We start from the raw sequence: 18,954 nt of genomic DNA on the forward strand, positions 1-18,954 counted from the left end.
AAAATAATAGCCCGCCGGAAGCACCCGGCGGGCTAGATAAACGTTAAATGTTCTAGGTCAATTCCGTTCCCTTTGTTTCTTTGCCAAGCACCAGCACGGCGAGTGCCCCGATGACAATGGTTACGAAGAACAGCATGAAGATGGTGCTGATATTTACATCCTTCCCTACAAGCACTCCAACCAGCAGCGGCGCCAGAATCCCGCCGATCCGCCCGAAGGAGGTTGCCAGCCCCACACCGGTTGAACGGACTGCTGTCGGGTAGAGCTCAGGACTGTAGGCATACATGCCGCCCCAGGCACCCAGATTGAAGAAGGAGAGGCAGATCCCGGCTGCCATCAGCATGCCTTCTGTTGTCGCATTGCCGAACCAGGCGGCACTGACAGCAGTGAGCAGCAGATAGATTACAAGCACGAACTTGCGGCCGAACTTCTCAATAAAGTATGCTGCAGTGAAGTAGCCCGGAAGCTGGGCTAGCGTCATAATCAGCACATATTCGAAGCTCTTGACCAGGCTGAAGCCCTTCAGCACCATTACGGTCGGCAGCCAGAGGAACATTCCATAATATGAGAATACAACGGTGAACCAGAGAATCCACAGCATGATGGTTGAGCGGCGGTATTCCGAAGACCATACCGCTGCAATCCGCTGGCCCAGCGGTACTGGCTTCTGCTTCTTCATCTCGGTGAACCGCGGTGAATCATCAATCGCCTTGCGTAAGTACAGGGCGTACAGCGCCGGTACAGCACCTATGGCAAAAGCGACACGCCAGCCATAATCCGGAATAATGAAAAACGCAATTAAGGCTGAAGCAATCCAGCCTAACGCCCAGAAGCTCTCCAGCAGGACGACAGCCCGTCCCCTCTCTGCTGCAGGCATGCTCTCGGACACCAGCGTCGAAGCGACCGGCAGCTCTCCGCCAAGACCGAAGCCGGCTACAAAGCGCAGAACACACAGTATGGCAAACCCTGTGGCAAATGCCGATAATCCGCTCGCCGCCGAGAAGATCAGCAGCGTCCACAGCAGCACCGACTTGCGGCCGAACCGGTCGGCCAGAATACCTGCTGCTGCGGCCCCGACAGCCATCCCCACTGAATTTATACTGGTTAAAAGCCCGATCTTTTCCGGGCCCAGCGACCACTCTTTAGCCAGCGCCGCAACGACAAAGGAAATCATCCCGACATCCATCGCGTCGAACATCCAGCTTAAGCCTGCGCTCAGCAGCAGCTTGCGCTGCTTCGGGTTGCGCAGCAGCGTCATTTGACTCATCTACCCATGCACCTCTTCTCGTCTATCGGCTATGCAGCCTGTTACCATTGTTTACTCCAGTACATTCTAAATTTGCAGCAGTCAAAAATCAAGGAATAATGCGGCATTGCAGTATTGTCTTGCCAGCGCCTGAAAATAACAGGTCTGCACTGAAATCGCCGCAATCATCAGCATGTTGCGCACCGCATCCTTCTGGGACCGGGTAAGATGGGTCAGCCTGTCCATCATTTTCTCCATCGCCCCCCTCAGGGTACTGTCTGTTTTCCACGAATATTCATTGCTGGCGCTTCGCTCGGCTGCTCCCTGTGCCTGCAGCGCGGGACTGCGCTTAATGTCCTCAAAGAGCTCCGCGTAGCCGTAATACAGCTCTGCCGGTTCAACCAGATCGTCGTCGTCACGCTCGGGCTGCAGAAACAGTATCCGGAAGAGCTGCCGGATGCTTTCGAAATCCAGCGAGGCCTTCAAATCGTCTATTATAAATAGAAGCGCAGCCTGATTAACGGAGTATTTCCTGCCCAGTCTGGGCGAGCCGAGATATTCCTTGAAATCGCGTTTGACCCAGTTCTGCATCGCAGTAGCCGATAATGTTGAATATTCAATGAGTTTGCCAAGGGCGGCAATATCTGCGAGCGAGAGTCCGTTAATTGTGTTGCCTTTAATGATTTTTTGCAGAACCGGCGGGACATCGGTAGACAAAAAAGCAGTGAGAGACCTCCCCTTCCGCACTTCCTCCTGATGGAATTTCGCCCACGCTTCCTGCAGGATATGTAGCGGCTTCTGTTCACTTTTATCCGTCAGGGAGAGCAGGAGAGCAGACATTTCCTTACGGCTTAATGTGAAAGCTTGCATTGATGGCACCCCTCCGCCATTTGATTTTTCAACCGAAAGTTCGTACAATGAGTTCATATGAACTCATAATATGAGTATAACCTATTTTAACGACGAGAGGGATGGTAAAGATTTTATGGGTATAGGACTTAGTTTGACGTTGGTGGCTATTTTGATTGTATTAACCGCTTTTTTTGTAGCGACGGAATTTGCAGTGGTACGGCTTAGAGGCAGCCAGGTAAGCCAGATGGTCCTCGACGGCAAGAAGAATGCATTAGCTGTGCAGCGGGTGGCTGCCAACCTTGACGGTTATCTGTCCGCCTGTCAGCTCGGGATTACGATTACAGCACTCGGGATCGGGGCGCTTGCCGAACCGGCCTTTGAGCAGCTGCTGATTCCGCTGTTTGATATGGCAAATGTCAGCCACAGCGTAAGTGAGCCCATCGCCTTCTTCCTGGCCTTTATTATCGCCACATTCCTGCACGTTGTCGTGGGTGAGCTTGCTCCGAAGACAGCTGCGATTAACATTCCGGAAAAAATCGGTCAATTTACTTCACCGCTGATCATTTGGTTCTACAGAATTCTTTACCCTTTAATTTGGCTGATGAACGGCTCGGCTAATCTGCTGGTCAGCCTGTTCGGCATGAAGCCGGCCAGTGAGCACGGTGATGCGCACTCCGAAGAAGAGATTCGCCTTATTTTGTCCGAGAGCTATGAGAACGGCAAGATCAACAAAGCCGAATACGGCTATGTGAACCGTATCTTTAATTTCGACGAAATGCTGGCAAAGGAAATTATGGTACCGCGGACCGATATGATTTGTCTGTTCACCGATAACACACTGAAGGAAAACTTTGATATCATCCGTAAAGAGCAGTATACCCGGTTCCCGGTGGCTGACGGCAGCAAAGACAATATTATCGGGATGATCAATACGAAGCAGCTTTATCTGCAGTATGATAACGACCCTGATTTTGATTTCAAAAAATTGATTCTGCCGCTGCTGACTGTATCCGAGGTAACCCCGGTTAAGACACTGCTGACCCGCATGCAGGTAGAGCGTGTACATATTGCTCTGCTGCTTGATGAATACGGCGGTACTTCCGGACTTATCACAATTGAGGATATTCTGGAGGAGATTGTCGGCGAAATCCGTGACGAGTTCGACGGTGACGAGAGCAAAAACGTGGAACAGCTTGATGAATCCCGCTACCTGTTCGACGGCAAGGTATCATTGATCGAGCTTAAGCAACGGGCCGGCATTGATCTGCATGACGACGAAGTCACTACAATCGGCGGCTGGCTTTACAGTCACATGGTAGAACCTGCGATCGGCAAGAGTATGGAGCATGAGCATATTACACTTACCGTCCGTGAGATGAACAAGAACCGGATTCGCAAAGTTGAAGTGTTTATTGGCGAGAAAGACGCAGATGGACAACCAGCGGAATAATTCAGTTTATATATAAATAACAAGAGGCGCCCCTGCCAAGGGGCGCCTCTTGTTTATTGAGATCAGGACGTCGGGCCGCCGCTGCACTAGATTTCAGTCCAGAATTTTGCCCATATAATACTCATCAATCCATTCTCCGTCTATGTACAGGGATTTCTTCTTCATCCCCTCAATTTCGAAGCCGCATTTCCTGTACAGTGCAATTCCGCGTTCATTATGGGCCATCACGGTCAGTTCAAGTCTGACAATTCCGCTTGTACGTGCCCAAGCCTCCATCTCCCGGAACAATCCGCTGCCGATCCCCAGACCCTGGAAGGCTTTGCGGATGCCGATCACAATATAGGCGCTGTGCCTGATCCGCTTTAGCTCCCCGCCGCTCACCGATATGTATCCCGCCAGCTCACCATCGGCTTCGGCACCGATCAGAATGGAATGAACAGACCTCCCCTTGGTTTCTATCATCTCCCTGACCTGCTGTACACTTGTCTGCCGTTCATCCGGCTCCAGCAGCATAAAAGCAGTCTCCTCGTCCAGGAAATGCTGCAGGCTGAGCAGCCTGCAGGCATCCTCCGGGACAAGCTTTCTGAATGATACCTTCATAAAGGTGTCCTCCGTTCATTCATGTCATCTGTTTCCTTCATCCAGATATTTCTTGAACAGCCGGCTACCCTCGCCGTCATAGCCCAGCCGTTCATAAAAACGATGGGCATCTTCCCTGCGCGCGTTGCTGGAGAGCATTACTTTCAGGGCTCCCCGGCTCATGGCTGTTTCTTCAGCATGGTGCATAAGGGCGGCTCCGAAGCCCTGTCCGCGCACATGGGAGGCGGTTACGACACGTTCAATAACGGCGAACGGGCGGTCGCCGCTGAGCGCATCCATGCACAGATGCAGGTGCACTGTCCCCGCCACCTCCCCGTTGCTGACATAGACAAACAAAAAGCTGTCCGGATTTGTGCGGATGGCGTTTACTCTGTCCGGAGTTACCCGGATGTCAGGATGGTCCGGCAGCAGCTGGCGGTATAGGGCTTCAAGTGCGCTGGCATCCTGCGGCAATGCTTCTCTAATCATTACATCAGGCTCCTTTTCAGCTATCTGTAAGCGGAAAGCGGCTGTCAGCAGCGGCAGATCATCAGGACGTTTCCGTCAGGATCCTTGAAATTGAACCAATGGTCATTCTCGATATCAGTCAGAAGCTCTGCGCCGCTTGCTTTGACGAAATCATAGGCGGCATCAATGTCCTCTGTGTTTAAATGAAAGGCTGGCACCTTTAGTATAGATTCGGGCGTATAAATTTTGCTGTCCAGAACAATACCAGGCCCCTGCATCGGGATCACATACAAATGCCCGAACAGCACTTCCTCGTCTGCCGGAATTCCCAATAAGCTGCAATACCAGTTTCTCGATCTTTCAATGTCACTTACCGGGATAAAAACGGCACCAATCTGATTCATAATCGGACTTGTCACAGCAAGCATAGCCTCCTCTATTATCTGCAGAATTGGTTTCACAGCCTTACTTATTCGATACAATCTGCCAATTCCCTGCCCCCTTTAGTGAAGCGGCAGCAACTTATGCTATAATCTTGGAGGATCATTACTAGACTTCGGAGGATTGATGGTTTGGCTAATATATCGCTGGGGCATTTAAGACTGACACCGCCCAAAATATTATCACTCGGCTTCGTACTGCTGATTGCAGTCGGAACCCTGCTGCTCTGCCTGCCTGCTGCTTCAACAAGCGGGCGGATTTCCTTTATAGATGCCCTGTTCATGGCCACCTCTGCAACCTGTGTAACCGGGCTTGCCGTGATTGATACCGGCACCCAGCTGACCGTGTTCGGCCAGATTGTGCTGCTGGTGCTCTTCCAGTTCGGCGGCCTCGGCTTTGTTACGATGGCAACGCTGATTACGCTGGTGCTGAACAAACGGATTTCCCTGAAGGAACGGCTGCTGCTGCAGGAGTCGATGAATCAGAATTCCATGCAGGGAATAGTGAAGCTGATCCGCCGGGTGCTTATCTACTCACTCGTTATTCAACTAATCGGAGCCATGCTGTTTACTGTAAGATTTATTATGGATATGCCGGCCGGCAAAGCGATTTATTACGGACTCTTTCATAGTGTGTCTATCTTCAACAATGCCGGCTTTGACCTGTTCGGTGATGTTCACGGGCCGTTCAGCGGGCTTACCCGGTATGCGGAAGACCCGATCGTCAACATTACTTCAATGCTGCTGATCTTCCTCGGCGGTATCGGGTTTATTGTATTGTCAGATATTGTGGATTTTCGCAAACGCAAGCGCCTGACCCTGCATTCCAAGGTTGTCCTCTCCACCTCGGCGGTATTGATTCTGATCGGAGCGGCTGTCTTTTTCTGGCTGGAGCTGAATACAACCCTTAAACCGCTGCACGCCGGCGGCAAGCTTATGGCTTCCTTTTTACAGGCCATTACACCGCGCTCCGGGGGAGTAACAACGATTGAAATCCCGCTGCTGCGTGAATCAACCCAGTTCCTAATGATTTTGCTAATGTTTATCGGGGCAGCACCCGGATCGACCGGCGGAGGGATCAAAATTACCACCTTTGCCATCCTGGTCGTCACCGCCTACAGCAAAATCCGGGGCAAGGAGGACATCGTAATGTTCCGGCACCGGATCTCCAAGGATAACGTATACAGAGCTATTACAATGACCCTGCTGTCGCTCATGCTTGTCCTTATAGCTACAATGCTGCTGTCCGTTACCGAAAGTGCAGATTTTCTGACTGTGCTGTTTGAGGCTGTATCGGCATTCGGTACCTCTGGCATTACGATGGGCCTGACTCCGGAGCTGACCACCCCCGGCAAAATCCTGGTCATCATTCTGATGTTCGTCGGCCGTACCGGACCGCTGACTCTGGCTTATGCCATCAAACCGAAGAAGAACAAAGAGCTGTTCCGTTATCCGGAAGGCAATATTACAATAGGATGAAAAAACGCGACGCTTGGGAGGCAGCTTCTGCCCTAAGCGGTCGCATTTTTGTGTTGTACTATTCTTCGGTATCTTCTTGAGTATCCAGAGCGGCGTCCAGCAGCTGATTGAAGAAATCATCATCGTTCTCCAGCAGCCCGTCCACCTCAAGGAACTGCTCCTCACTTCCCGGTTCACCGGCAAAGCTGAGGCTGTAATCCCATTCACTGCCCTTTTTGCTGAAAAAGGTAATTTCATACGGGTGCTTATGCTGCTCCACCGTGAATACCGTTCTTCCCACGAAGCTCTTATCTTCCTCCTGTTTCAGCTCGGCTTTGATAATTTCTACGTTCATGCTGTTTTCCTGCCTTTCTTCTGATGAATCACACCACCATAGTATAGCATTTATAACCATTATATTTCCTCTCTTTACCGCAGTAATTGACTTTTTTCATCCGGCGGTTAATAATTTAGTACAATGCTTTCCAGCACTAAAAAAAAGAATAAACTGGAGGAAAACCAATGACTGATTTTGCAGCAAAGCTCAGTAAATATGCGGACCTCGCCGCCACAGTCGGAGTCAATGTCCAGCCGGGCCAGACTCTGGTTGTCAATGCGCCGATTGCCGGAGCGGAATTCGTCCGTCTGATTACTGCCAAAGCCTATGCTTTGGGAGCCAGCCTGGTAAAAGTGAACTGGAGCGATGAATTCATCACCCGCCAGCAGTTCGAGCATGCCGCGCCTGAGGTGTTCACCAAAGCACCGACCTGGTTTGCCGGTGAAATGACTGAATTCGCCGAGAACGGAGCAGCCTTCCTGAATGTAATCGCCGAGAATCCGGATGCGCTGAAAGGCATTGATCCGGAGCGGATTGCGAACTTCCAGAAGACACGCGGAGCAGCGCTTAAAAAATACCGTGAGCTGCAGATGTCGGACAAAGTCAGCTGGAGCATCGTGGCGATTCCGTCGCAGGCTTGGGCAGATAAGGTATTCCCTGATGCACCCGCTGAGGAGCGCGTTGATAAGCTGTGGGAGGCCATTTTCCACACGGTACGCCTGGACCGGGAAGATCCTGTTGCCGCCTGGCAGGAGCACCTTGATACCCTGGAGCAGAAGGCTGATGTCCTCAACGCCAAAAAATACAAGAGCCTGCATTACATAGCACCAGGCACCGACCTGACCATCGAGCTTCCTAAAGGCCATCTGTGGGCCCAGGGCGACAGCATTAACGCCAAGGGACATTCGTTCGTCGCCAATATGCCGACTGAGGAAGTCTTTACCGCACCGCTCAAAACCGGTGTCAACGGGACCGTTAGAGCGACCAAGCCGCTCAGCTACGGCGGTAACATTATCGACGGCTTCTCCATTACCTTTGAGAACGGGCGGATTGTCAGTGTAAGTGCCGAGAAGGGCCAGGATTCCCTGGAATATCTGATCGGCCTTGATGAAGGAGCCAAGTACCTGGGTGAGGTTGCGCTCGTACCGCATAAGTCGCCGATTTCCGAGTCTAATATCCTGTACTTCAACACCTTGTTTGACGAAAATGCCTCCAACCACCTGGCGATTGGCACAGCCTATGCCTTCTGTCTGGAAGGCGGCAAAGAAATGACCGAGGATGAGCTGGTTGAGAACGGCCTGAACACAAGTGTTACCCATGTTGACTTCATGATCGGCTCCGGTGAGATGGATATATACGGGATTAATGAGGACGGATCACAGGAGCCTGTCTTCCTCAAGGGCAACTGGGCGTTCTAATATTACAGAGACATTTAAGGGGGAGCTGAAGCTATGCTGGATTTCAAACAAAAGCTGGAAAATTATGCACTGCTTGCGGTGAAAATCGGGGTCAATGTCCAACCCGGACAAACCCTGGTCATCAACGCGGATATCGTATCTGCGGAGCTGGTGCGTCTGATCGTCCGCAAGGCATATGAAGCTGGTGCCAAGCTGGTCAAAGTCAATTACAGCGATGAATTTGTTACGCGGACCCGTTATGAGCTCGCGCCTTCCGAGAGCTTTCTCGAGCCGCCAAAATGGCATGCAGACGAGCTGGAGGACCTTGGCCGCAATGGTGCAGCCTTCCTGAACGTGGTGTCCACCAATCCGGATCTGCTGAACGGCATTGAAGCCAGCCGGATTGCTGACAATCAGCGCACAGCAGGTATAGCCATGGCCCCTTACCGTGAGATGCTGATGTCCAACCAGATCAGCTGGAGCATCGTAGCCTATCCGTCAGTCTCCTGGGCAGCCAAGGTATTCCCGGATGCCGCACCCGAGGAGCAGGTAGACCTGCTGTGGGACGCCATCTTCAAAGCAGTCCGTGCGGATCAGGAAAACCCGGTGGAAGCCTGGAGCAAGCATCTGGGCGGCTTGAAGCAGCGCTGCGATATTCTCAATGAGCGCAGATACCGTAAGCTGCATTACACAGCTCCCGGCACGGATCTGACCCTGGAGCTGCCAGAAGGGCATATCTGGTGTCAGGCCGGTGCGGTCAACGGACGCGGTGTTCCTTTCCTTGCCAACATCCCCACAGAGGAAGTCTTCACCGCACCGCTCAAGACCGGCGCGAACGGAACCGTCAGCAGCACCAAGCCGCTTAGCTACGGCGGAAATATTATCGACCGCTTCACTCTGACCCTGGAGAATGGTAAAGTGACTGACTTTACCGCAGAAGTCGGCTATGAAGCGCTGGCTTCGCTCCTCGCTATGGATGAGGGTGCCGCTTACTTCGGTGAAGTGGCACTGGTTCCATATCATTCGCCGATCTCCGAGAGCGGTATACTCTATTTCACAACCTTGTATGACGAGAATGCTTCCTGTCATCTGGCGCTGGGGGCGGCATATGCCTTCACCCTTCAGGACGGCATCAACATGACCAAAGAACAGCTTGCCGAGCATGGAATGAACCACAGCCTTACCCATGTGGACTTTATGATGGGTTCACCGGAGATGAATATCGACGGGATTACGGATGACGGCCAGACCGAACCGATTTTCCGTGCCGGAAACTGGGCCTAAAACTTAAACGATCTAAAAAGCCCCCTGCCATTTTTGAATGGTCAGGGGGCTTTTTGCTTAAATTTTAACTTTAGTTCAATATTCATTCACAATATTGTTGAATTTTATTCACAAATATGTCACAATACAAATAAGGATTGTATTGCCAATTCTTAGATTTAACCATATTAGGAGGGAACACTATGAAAGAGTCAATGTCCCAGGAACCGGAGCGCGTGGAAAACGGGCGCACCAAGGTTCAGCCACCGACGGACGCAAGCATCGTAGCCTCCAACGCCATCAAATACACAGCCTACATCATGCTTCTATTCGGCTTCCTTTATTTCCTGATTGCCTACCTGGCACCAATGCTGTAGAGCTGATTCCTTATATAACCGAATTAGAAAGCGCTTACCGGGATGTTCCCCCGGCCGTAACCGGCCATCAGGAGCATCCTTCGTTTTTTAGATTGACAATACTTTGCTGATCCAGGCTTTCGCTTCTGTCGCCCATGCGTTGTCCATTGCCTTATGCAGCCAGCCTGATGCTTCCTCACGTGATCCCTCAAACCTGTGCAGATCATTCTCCTGCAGCCAGTGACTGGTCGTTTCGAAGGAGGTGCTGTTCCAGCCGTTAACTTCCCCGTCTGCATTCAGCCGCGCCTTGACACCGGAGATCATTATATCTGCTGTACCCTGCAGCTCATTAAGCGCATTGTCAAAAGCCGTCTTCTGCTCCTTTGCCTTCATCTGGGCCAGTGAACGCAATTCACGAGTTTCAATACCCTCATTGCTGCGGATAATCTGAAGCAGGACTACCGCCTCCCTGCTGGTTAGGCCATTCTTGTACCGTTCTTCAAGCTCCATTGAGCTGCCTACAGCCCTGACAAAGGCCGGGAACCAATCCCGCGAGACCAGGACGGCTTTTTTGCGGATAAACTTGCCATATCCGGCCAACCCCTCCCCGGGGAACCTGGCCCGCCATGACCAGGGATCAAGCTCTGATCCGGTATGCCAGTTCTCGGCCTTGGTTAATCCGTTTACCGAAGGATGTCCGGGAATCAGCTGGGCCAACGGCAATATTCCCAGCCTGTCCACTACCTTTGCCATTTCTTCATAGGTTGTTACAATACCTTGCTCCTCCATCCTGCCCATCTCTCCCTTAGGTTAGATTTCATCCACCAGTCACGTACAGCTTAATCCCCGGTCCGCATGCAGCCGATTCCGGCAATATAAGAATCAATCAGCCGGGTCAGGCTGTCCTCCAGATCCAGCGGCATCCCGAAGCCGCCCTTGTTCCTGAGTGCGGCGAAGCCATGCAGAATGCTTCTTAAGCCCCTGACTGCGTGCAGTTCGCCAGTTCTACCCAGCTCGTAGCCGGACAGTACACTGATAATTAACTGCAAGGTCCTCGCACCGGCTTCTTCAAGCTCTGCATTCCCCTGCTCCGGAGCCTGCAGCGTCGTATCATACAGACCGGGGTGCTGCTGCGCAAACGTAACGTACGCTCTGCTAATAGCATGCACTGCCGCCTCCCCGCTGACTCCCACTAATGAGGCTGACATTACAGCATAGAGCTGCTCCAGCCCGAATACAGCCAGCAGTGTACGCAGCTCCTTGAGCCCGTTAACATGATTATACAGGGACGGGGAACGCACGCCCAGCCTGGCGGCCAGCTGGGCGAGAGTCACCCCCTCCATCCCGAGCTCATCAGCTAGTTCTGCAGCTGCAAGCACCAGGGTCTGTTTATCTAAACCGGCTCTGGGTGACATTTAACGGCCTCCTTTATTCAATGATTGCTGCGCTTGCCGGATCGCCTGCTTCATCGCCTGTACAGGTTCTGTCAGCAGATTGCCATGACCTGCCGCGAGCACAGCCGGGGATAGCTCTGCAAGCTCAATGGCGCTTGCCAGTGCCAATTCTTTATGCCAGGTAGCCATGGCCGGAAAAGGAAACGACGGAACTATCGTTCCCGCTACAGCTGTAGCGCGGAAAGTCTGATACGCATCTCCCGCAAACAGAGCTTTGCTGCGCTGGTCCAAAAAGGACATTGATCCCGGTGTATGTCCAGGTGTGCTATAGGCCTGCAGGGAGCCAATGAGGTCACCTTCCTGCAGCAGGACATCAGGCACTGTCGTAATATTCTTGGGTACTGAACCTTTCAGGGGCATCTGCGGCTCATCCGCCCTTAATGTCCGATTCCCTCTTAACAGATCAGCGTCCCGCTCTGAGATGTAGACTTTGGCCGCCGGAAGCTGCTTCTTCAGCTCATCCAGCGCACCCACATGATCACCATGGGCATGAGTCAGCACTATACGTGTAATCGGCTTCTGCAGCCCGGCAGCAGCACTCATAATTCCTTTGTAACTGAATGGCATCGCCGCATCAATAAGGGTCAGCTCGTTGTCCTCAATAACAATATAACAATTAACGGGAAAAAGCTTCGGAAACCAGGTAAGCTGCAGTAAATTTCCTGTTTGAATAACTCTCATGCGAATCGCCCCCGATAAAACTAATGATATTAGTTATAATATAAACTAATAGTATTAGTTTTTCAAGTGTAATCATGCTGCAAATAAAAAAAGCATCCCGAAGGATGCTTTCATGCTTATTCACTATCAGCCGAAACGGCCCATAATGTACTCCTGGGTCATCTGGTTCTCCGGATTACTGAATACCTTCTCCGTCTTGTCATATTCAACGAGCGAACCAAGGTAGAAATAAGCAGTGTAATCCGAAATGCGGGCTGCCTGCTGCATGTTATGAGTAACAATAACGATCCGCAGGTCTTCCTTCAATTCTTTAATCAGCTCCTCAACCTTACCTGTTGATACAGGGTCAAGCGCGGAAGCCGGCTCATCCAGCAGAAGAATTTGCGGGTTAACAGACAACGCACGGGCAATGCACAGACGCTGCTGCTGTCCGCCTGACAGGGCAAGTGCGGAATCCTTCAGCCGATCCTTGACCTCATCCCACAGGGCGGCACGGCGCAGGCTGCTCTCCACAATTTCATCCAGAGCTGCTTTCCCCTTAACGCCGTGATATTTCGGGCCGAACGCAATGTTTTCGTAAATGGACTTATAGAACGGGTTCGGCTTCTGCCAGACCATACCGATTTTCTGGCGAAGCTTGATTACATCCGTCCCCTGTGCGTTAATGTCCACACCGTCAATCCAGATGCTGCCTTTGGTCGTTGAGCCGGAGATATCGTCATTCATCCGGTTCAGCGAACGGAGGAAGGTTGATTTACCGCAGCCCGACGGGCCAATCAGTGCTGTAACTGTTTTCTGGGCAAAAGGAAGGCTAATTCCCTTAACCGCTTCGTAAGTCCCGTAAAAAATACTAAGGTTCTCTGTTTGAAATGATTCACGCACCGCTGCTGCTGTTCCCATCTCTTACTCCTCCTGTTTATCCCTAATTTATTCTTTTGGATGCTGTCAGCTTGCGGTAAATAAATCTGCCGAAATAACGGGCCAGCAGGTTGAACAGCAATACCATGATTACGAGAACGGCTGAAGCTCCGGCTGCGATTTGGATAGCATCCGGCGCCAGACCCTCACTGTTGATTTTCCAGATGTGGACCGCCAGCGTTTCAGCCGGACGGAACGGATTGAGCGGTGAGCTTGTGTGCAGCGGATTCCAGTCCGAGAAGTTCAGACGCGGACTGCTCATCCCCGCTGTGAACATCAGCGCTGCCGCTTCACCGAAGACGCGGCCTGCGGACAGGATCGTTCCGGTAATGATGGTAGGCAGGGCTACCGGAAGTAACACAGAGGTTACAATCTTCCACTTGGACAATCCAAGGGCAAATCCGGCTTCTTTCTGTGCCTTTGGTACTGTACGGAAAGCCTGCTCGGTAATCCGCACCATCAGCGGCAGATTGAAGAACGTCAGCGCGATGGCACCGGACAGCAAGGAGAATCCGAGATCAAAATAGTTGACAATCAGCAACAGGCCGAACAGGCCGACAATGATCGACGGGAAGGACGACAGTACTTCCACAATCAGACGGATGAAGTTCGTAAGCTTGCCGGGACGGGCATATTCCGCCATGAAAATACCGGCGCCAAGGCCAAGCGGAATGGTAATGAGCAAGGTCAGTACCAGCAGGTAGAGAGAGTTAAACAACTGCGGGCCTACCCCGCCCCCTGCGCGGATCTTCTGCGGAGCCGAGGTCAGGAAATCCCAGCTGATATGATTAAGCCCGCGTACAAGGATGTATCCCAATAGTCCGATCAGGATCGCTACAATCAATAGTGCGAAAAATACGATAAGGGTCGTGGCAATTTTGTCTGCTGTCTTCGGCTTCAAATCTTATTTCTCCTTTCGAGCATTCTTACGAGGAGGACGAATACGAACGTCATCAGCATAAGAACCAGCGCCATACTCCACAGCGCGTTATTAATCGTCGAGCCCATCGTTGTGTTCCCCATACTGAGTGTAATGACACTGGTCAGCGTGGAGGCCGATTCAAAGAGCGAGCGCGGTACGAAAGGCGCGTTACCGATAACCATCTGAACAGCAAGAGCTTCACCGAACGCACGGGCCATCCCCAGTACTACCCCGGTCATGATAGCCGGCATTGTAGTCGGGAGGATGACACGCGAGATCGTCTGCCAACGGGTGGCACCGAGCGCAAATGAGGATTCTTTCAAGTTTTGCGGCAAAGAAGCAAGCGCGTCTGCAGCCACGCTAGTAATCGTCGGCAGAATCATAACCGAAAGTACAAGCGCGCCTGCAGCAACCCCGATGCCCTGGCCGGGAAATGTGTCACGCAGGAATGGAACGATAACGCTAAGACCTACAAAGCCGTATACAACTGACGGAATACCGGACAGCAGCTCGATTACCGGCTGCAGCAGCTTTTTTCCCCAGCCTGGAACAATTTCAGTCATGAACAGCGCAGCGCAGATGCTGAGAGGACTGGCGATCAGTGCAGCAAGTAAAGTAACCAGAAAGGAACCTGAGATAAATGGCAAAGCTCCGTAAGACGGTGTGTCTGCTTCAGGCGCCCATTTGGTGCCGAACAGGAAATCGGTTAATTTCACCTCACCGCTGATGAAGTTGGCAATACCCTTGGACGCTACGAAATAGACCATTGAAACAATGATCACGATCAGGAGCAGTACGCAAAGGGACATATATATACGCCCAACCATGTCCTCAATATGATGTTTTTCGATCTTTTTTGTATTTGTTTTTCCCCGCAAGATGCTCCCTCTTTCTAAAGTGAAAAGAGAGGCAGAAGAGTTCCGCCTCTAATCACTTGATCTAATGGATCTTATCCTGTGTTAAAGCTTTATTTATTTCTTTGTTACGTTGCCGTCAACGTCGCGGGAAACCTGCATTGCAGAGGCAGGAATGTATCCCAGCTCAACCACATCACCGTTCTGTACTTCATCAGTCAGCATGTAATCGAGGAATGCTTTTACTACTTCATTCGGTTCACCGTTAGTGTACATGTGCTGGTAAGCCCATACCGGATAGTCTCCGCTCACAACGTTGTCTACAGATGGCTCAACACCGTCGTAGTTCAGTGTTTTTACAGTGTCGTCGAGGTAGGATAGCGCCAGGTAACCAATCGCTCCCGGAGTTTCGCCGATCATTTTCTTAACAGTACCGGAAGAATCCTCTTGTACGGAACCTTGAAGGTCTTCTGTCTTAGTTCCCAGTGCAAAAGCTTCGAAGGTAGCACGTGTACCGGAGCTGCTAGGACGGTTGATGATCTGGATCGCCTGGTCAGCACCGCCAACTTCGCTCCAGTTCGTGATTTTACCGGTGAAAATATCAACCAGCTGCTGTTTGGTCAGGTTGTCTACACCTGCGTCCGGGTTAGATACTGCTGCAATAGCAACAACCGCTACCTGGTGGTCAACGAGTGCAGCTGCTTTTTCAGCATCGGCATCCTTCAATTTTTCTTCTGCAAATACGTCGGAGTTACCGATATCTACCTGGCCTTCAGCAACCTGGGTAAGACCAGTACCGCTGCCGCCGCCTTGTACTTGAATATCAACGCCGCTGTTAGCATCCATGAAGCTTTCAGCCGCTTGTTCAACCAGTGGTTGTAATGCTGTGGAACCTGAGGCCAGGATCGATCCGCTTAATTCTGCACCGCTGCCGCTGTTTTCTGTAGGTGTGTTTGTCGCAGCTGCGTTATTGCCCCCGTTGTTGCTGTTGCCGCATGCCGAAAGTGCTACTACGCTTGTTAGTGCCAGAGCCATGATCCACGATTTTCTGAATTGCATTGATTTTGTTCCTCCTAAAGGTTGTTTGTGTCCATTGAATCTGCTTCTTACAAAACTCACTTTGGAAGCTTCCTCTATGTTTTCTCTCCGCTTTACTCTTCTTATTCTAGGGCTCGTTCGTTAGAGAAAAGTCTTCGTTTTGTAAAACGAAAGATAAAAATACTAATAGAAAATGTATATTGTTATAGATATAATCTATATTAGAGAGATAAACTAACATTTGAACACCATACAGCCGGAGGAAATCATGAATATAACGAAACTGCAAATTGTAGTCCTGATTGAAAAATATAAAAAGGTTACAGATGTGGCCGCCGAACTCGGCTTGAAGCAGCCGACCGTCTCCTTTCATATGAAAAGCCTGGAGTCTGAGCTTGGCACCTCCCTTTTCCAATACCGCAGCGGACGCGTTCTCCTGACAGAGGCAGGCCGGGCGCTTTATCAGTATGCCGTACGTATCGTGTCGTTGGCCGTGGAAGCGGAACGCAGCCTGAAGCAGTTCTCTTCCCTCAATTCAGGCAATTTGGAGCTGGAAGCTTCCTATATACCCGGTACATATGTTTTACCAAAATTAGTGTCCCAATTCATAAATCTGCATCCGGGTATTGATGCTGCACTCAGCGTACATAACGATAGTACAGTCAGGGAACGGCTGCGCAGCCGGGATATCCAGCTGGCGGTGCTTCATATGGCGGAGAATGAAGATGAGTCCTTTCAGACGCAGGATATTAACGGGGATGACACTGTACTTATTTTTGCCCCAGACCATCCCTTCGCCCGGGAAGCCCAGCTTACCCCGGAGGGCATAGCCCTTGAACCATGGATTCAGCATGAACCGGCTTCCTATCTGTCCAAAGCTGCTGACAGCTGGGCACAATCCAATGCTGTTCGTCTGTGGAATCATGCGGTTGTGAATAATCCGGAAGCATATAAAAGGATGATTATTGAGGGCGGGTCGGTAGGCGTGTTCTCCTTGGCGGGAATCCGTTCAGAGCTGGCGCTTGGCAGCCTGTGCTGGGCACCGCTTCCGGGCATTGTGCCGGCAGCACGGTTTGCTTTTGCCTGGCGTAAGGATCATACACCGACCCCATTGCAGCAAGCTTTTATGGATACGGCTGCAGGCAAGGATTTACAGAATAATTAATCGCATTAACCATTATAATTAATACCATTAACTTAATTGCAACAAAAAAGGAACAAGCAGGCAGCACTTTCGAAGCACTGTCTGCTTGTTCCTTTTTTTCATGCTATCTTTTTTCGGCCACCAGGGTAAAGGTTTTGGGAATGCCTTTGTCATATACGTCAGAAGATAGATTAGGCTCTTCGACCAGTTCGCAAATGACGAGTCCGCTGCGTGCTGCTGCTGTTACCAGCTCACCCAATGTCCAGCGGCGCCAATAGACAACGCTATGCTTGACCTCACTTCCGGGCTCATAGCCGGCAGACGGCAGGTATTTGGAGTAGGATACCTTCTTCTCCTCCAGTGTGGTGTCGAAATAATCTCCGTCCACCTTATGCTTGCGCACTTTGGCGGTGGAGCCTTTTGAGGAAATAAGCTTGGTTGTGACGGGATGAAAATCACGCAGTATAAACCGGCCTCCAGAAGCAAGCAGCCTGTTGACCGTATCCATAAACGGTCCAAGATCGGTGAAATAATGGACAATCCCCATTTCGGCAAACACAATGTCGTATGAGCTGTTCAGCACTTCTTCTGGCAGCTTCAGCACATCGGACACAATATAATTCAGCTCCACGCCTGCTGCTTCCGCCAGTTCGGCTGCATATCTGGCATTTGCCTCTGAGAAGTCGGCTATACTAACCTCTGCTCCAAGCAGTCCCAGCGCTACACCTTTCATTCCGTTGGAGCCCATCAGATTCATGATTTTTTTACCGGCAACCTCACCCAGATAAGGTTGAAGCGGAAACAGCCTGGCCTGTGGATTTTTCGCCAGCTTGGCTGCTGCTTCAGCCGGGTTCCCGAACCTGCTTGTCCAGGCAGCATAAGTATCCTCGTTCCATGTCTCTTCACTGGACGCAATCACAGTCTGCGGAACTTGATTTTCATTCGAATTATGGTCATTCATTACATTAAATACCCCTTTGATCAAATAAATTGGGTTGTCCGTGTATCATTACGATGCCGTTTGCAGAGCTTCCGCAGCCGGCGTTGTTTTTTTACGCCCGGCATATAAATAGACTGCCAGCCCCCCCATGACAAGAATCCCTCCGGCCCACTGCAGGCCGTTAAGCTTCTCCCCAAGCAGCAGAAAGGCCAGAATACTGGCGCCAACCGGCTCGCCGAGAATATTCATGGAGACTGTTGTAGCCGATACGTACTGCAGCAGCCAGTTAAACAGGATATGGCCGAATACGGTAGGCACTATAGCCAGAAGAACAAAAATGCCCCACTCCTTCGGCGGATAATCAAAGAAAGGTATTCCGGCAGCCAGATTATAAACGGCAAAAACAAAGGACGCCGAAATAAAAACGATCAGACTGTACAAATAAGACGGCATACGGGACACCAGACGCTGGCCAACCATCATATGTACCGAGACAGCAACCGTACCGCCGACCGACAGCAGATCACCTTTTATATTATCAGCTGACAGGCCAATATCGCCCCAGCCGATGAATACCGTTCCGAATATGGCAATTCCCAGGCCAAGAATCGCTGATTTTGTGCTTTTTTCCTTATACAGTACATAAGAACCGATCATGATGAACACCGGCTCCAGCGCCATAATCATAGTTGAACTTGCTACAGAGGTGAACTTGAGTGAGCCCATCCACAGCAGAAAATGCAGTGCCAGCATGAAACCGGAGAAACCGAGCAGAAGCCAGTCTTTCTTTTTAAGCGCGAAGGCCGCTGCGCTGTATGGCCGGGCAAAGGGCAGCATCAGCAGTGAGGTGAACAGCAGCCGGTACATCCCCTGTACGGAGGCCGGGGCAGAGGACCATTTGATAAAAATGGCGGAGAACGAGATGGCCACAATTCCGACCAGCATCAGCAGCGGAACCGGAACCGGAGGTTTTTTGATATTCAAAGGGCAGCTTCCTTTCAGGTCTAAAGACAAAATTTCAAGCCATATTAGAGCTTATATCCTGGTTGCCCTTTCAGTCAACAAGAAGAAACGGCTTTGCCGTCCTTTGAGGGACGGTATCCGTTTCTGCGAGAAATAGAAGGATTATTTATGACGTGAAACATATAAATGCTTAT

General features: G+C 51.0%; 21 protein-coding genes. 6 read left to right on the plus strand and 15 right to left on the minus strand.

Going from position 1 to position 18,954, the window contains the following annotated elements; genetic code table 11:
• Positions 1-52: 52 nt before the first annotated feature.
• Together BLR64_RS02570 and BLR64_RS02575 are read right to left on the minus strand one after the other, a co-directional pair.
• Entirely contained in the window at positions 53-1,267 is a 1,215-nt protein-coding gene (locus tag BLR64_RS02570; RefSeq protein WP_090711912.1) for an MFS transporter, read from the minus strand.
• A gap of 81 nt (positions 1,268-1,348) precedes the next feature.
• Positions 1,349-2,116, minus strand: coding sequence for a DUF1836 domain-containing protein (locus tag BLR64_RS02575; protein WP_090711913.1), 768 nt, complete (start codon positions 2,114-2,116; stop codon positions 1,349-1,351).
• Between the two features lie 115 nt (positions 2,117-2,231).
• On the opposite strand from BLR64_RS02575, the gene BLR64_RS02580 reads away from it, so the two are divergent.
• Entirely contained in the window at positions 2,232-3,548 is a 1,317-nt protein-coding gene (locus BLR64_RS02580; protein ID WP_090711915.1) for a hemolysin family protein, read from the plus strand.
• A 93-nt stretch (positions 3,549-3,641) separates the two neighbouring features.
• On the opposite strand, the gene BLR64_RS02585 is transcribed toward BLR64_RS02580, so the two are convergent.
• Genes BLR64_RS02585 through BLR64_RS02595 form a run of 3 tightly spaced genes read right to left on the minus strand, consistent with a single transcriptional unit; the run spans position 3,642 to position 5,014 of the window.
• A complete protein-coding gene (locus tag BLR64_RS02585; RefSeq protein WP_090711917.1) occupies positions 3,642-4,148 on the minus strand; it encodes a GNAT family N-acetyltransferase in 507 nt (168 codons plus the stop codon).
• A gap of 24 nt (positions 4,149-4,172) precedes the next feature.
• On the minus strand, positions 4,173-4,616 hold the full coding sequence (locus BLR64_RS02590) for a GNAT family N-acetyltransferase (protein WP_090711919.1): 444 nt from the start codon (positions 4,614-4,616) through the stop codon (positions 4,173-4,175).
• Between the two features lie 44 nt (positions 4,617-4,660).
• Positions 4,661-5,014, minus strand: coding sequence for a VOC family protein (locus BLR64_RS02595; RefSeq protein ID WP_090712223.1), 354 nt, complete (start codon positions 5,012-5,014; stop codon positions 4,661-4,663).
• 153 nt (positions 5,015-5,167) lie between these two features.
• On the opposite strand from BLR64_RS02595, the gene BLR64_RS02600 reads away from it, so the two are divergent.
• Positions 5,168-6,514, plus strand: a complete 1,347-nt coding sequence (locus BLR64_RS02600) for a TrkH family potassium uptake protein (protein WP_090711920.1) — start codon at positions 5,168-5,170, stop codon at positions 6,512-6,514.
• 58 nt (positions 6,515-6,572) lie between these two features.
• Here BLR64_RS02600 and BLR64_RS02605 read toward each other — a convergent pair whose 3' ends face one another.
• Positions 6,573-6,848 carry a hypothetical protein gene (locus tag BLR64_RS02605; protein WP_068725205.1) on the minus strand — a complete coding sequence of 92 codons (276 nt, stop codon included), beginning with the start codon at positions 6,846-6,848 and terminating at the stop codon, positions 6,573-6,575.
• A 167-nt stretch (positions 6,849-7,015) separates the two neighbouring features.
• Between BLR64_RS02605 and BLR64_RS02610 the strand changes: the two genes are divergently transcribed.
• From BLR64_RS02610 to BLR64_RS30185, 3 genes are all read left to right on the plus strand, one after another.
• On the plus strand, positions 7,016-8,248 hold the full coding sequence (locus BLR64_RS02610; RefSeq protein ID WP_090711922.1) for an aminopeptidase: 1,233 nt from the start codon (positions 7,016-7,018) through the stop codon (positions 8,246-8,248).
• Positions 8,249-8,281: 33 nt separating this feature from the next.
• Positions 8,282-9,511 carry an aminopeptidase gene (locus tag BLR64_RS02615; RefSeq protein ID WP_090711924.1) on the plus strand — a complete coding sequence of 410 codons (1,230 nt, stop codon included), beginning with the start codon at positions 8,282-8,284 and terminating at the stop codon, positions 9,509-9,511.
• 182 nt (positions 9,512-9,693) lie between these two features.
• Positions 9,694-9,867, plus strand: a complete 174-nt coding sequence (locus tag BLR64_RS30185) for a hypothetical protein (RefSeq protein ID WP_167360575.1) — start codon at positions 9,694-9,696, stop codon at positions 9,865-9,867.
• An 87-nt stretch (positions 9,868-9,954) separates the two neighbouring features.
• Here BLR64_RS30185 and BLR64_RS02620 read toward each other — a convergent pair whose 3' ends face one another.
• From BLR64_RS02620 to BLR64_RS02650, 7 genes are all read right to left on the minus strand, one after another.
• Positions 9,955-10,635: an AlkZ-related protein gene (locus tag BLR64_RS02620; protein ID WP_244157591.1), complete on the minus strand. Its 681-nt coding sequence runs from the start codon at positions 10,633-10,635 to the stop codon at positions 9,955-9,957.
• A gap of 50 nt (positions 10,636-10,685) precedes the next feature.
• Positions 10,686-11,261: a TetR/AcrR family transcriptional regulator gene (locus tag BLR64_RS02625; RefSeq protein WP_090711928.1), complete on the minus strand. Its 576-nt coding sequence runs from the start codon at positions 11,259-11,261 to the stop codon at positions 10,686-10,688.
• Positions 11,262-11,981 carry an MBL fold metallo-hydrolase gene (locus tag BLR64_RS02630; RefSeq protein ID WP_090711930.1) on the minus strand — a complete coding sequence of 240 codons (720 nt, stop codon included), beginning with the start codon at positions 11,979-11,981 and terminating at the stop codon, positions 11,262-11,264.
• Positions 11,982-12,107: 126 nt separating this feature from the next.
• Entirely contained in the window at positions 12,108-12,881 is a 774-nt protein-coding gene (gene pstB / locus BLR64_RS02635; protein ID WP_090711932.1) for a phosphate ABC transporter ATP-binding protein PstB, read from the minus strand.
• A gap of 22 nt (positions 12,882-12,903) precedes the next feature.
• Positions 12,904-13,800, minus strand: coding sequence for a phosphate ABC transporter permease PstA (gene pstA / locus BLR64_RS02640; protein WP_090711934.1), 897 nt, complete (start codon positions 13,798-13,800; stop codon positions 12,904-12,906).
• A complete protein-coding gene (pstC, locus tag BLR64_RS02645) occupies positions 13,797-14,648 on the minus strand; it encodes a phosphate ABC transporter permease subunit PstC (protein ID WP_260509840.1) in 852 nt (283 codons plus the stop codon). Before pstC ends, pstA begins: the two co-directional genes overlap by 4 nt.
• 144 nt (positions 14,649-14,792) lie before the next feature.
• Positions 14,793-15,734, minus strand: a complete 942-nt coding sequence (locus tag BLR64_RS02650; protein ID WP_090711938.1) for a phosphate ABC transporter substrate-binding protein PstS family protein — start codon at positions 15,732-15,734, stop codon at positions 14,793-14,795.
• A 247-nt stretch (positions 15,735-15,981) separates the two neighbouring features.
• On the opposite strand from BLR64_RS02650, the gene BLR64_RS02655 reads away from it, so the two are divergent.
• Positions 15,982-16,878 (plus strand): LysR family transcriptional regulator, encoded by an 897-nt coding sequence (locus BLR64_RS02655; protein WP_090711940.1) that lies wholly within the window; start codon positions 15,982-15,984, stop codon positions 16,876-16,878.
• A 103-nt stretch (positions 16,879-16,981) separates the two neighbouring features.
• Here the strand turns inward: BLR64_RS02655 and BLR64_RS02660 are convergent, their stop codons facing one another.
• Together BLR64_RS02660 and BLR64_RS02665 are read right to left on the minus strand one after the other, a co-directional pair.
• Positions 16,982-17,818: a class I SAM-dependent methyltransferase gene (locus tag BLR64_RS02660; RefSeq protein WP_090711942.1), complete on the minus strand. Its 837-nt coding sequence runs from the start codon at positions 17,816-17,818 to the stop codon at positions 16,982-16,984.
• A gap of 48 nt (positions 17,819-17,866) precedes the next feature.
• Positions 17,867-18,781: a DMT family transporter gene (locus tag BLR64_RS02665; RefSeq protein ID WP_208607120.1), complete on the minus strand. Its 915-nt coding sequence runs from the start codon at positions 18,779-18,781 to the stop codon at positions 17,867-17,869.
• Between the last annotated feature and the right edge of the window lie 173 nt (positions 18,782-18,954).

Source organism: Paenibacillus typhae (assembly GCF_900099765.1).
GTDB classification, from domain to species: Bacteria; Bacillota; Bacilli; order Paenibacillales; family Paenibacillaceae; genus Paenibacillus_AQ; species Paenibacillus_AQ typhae.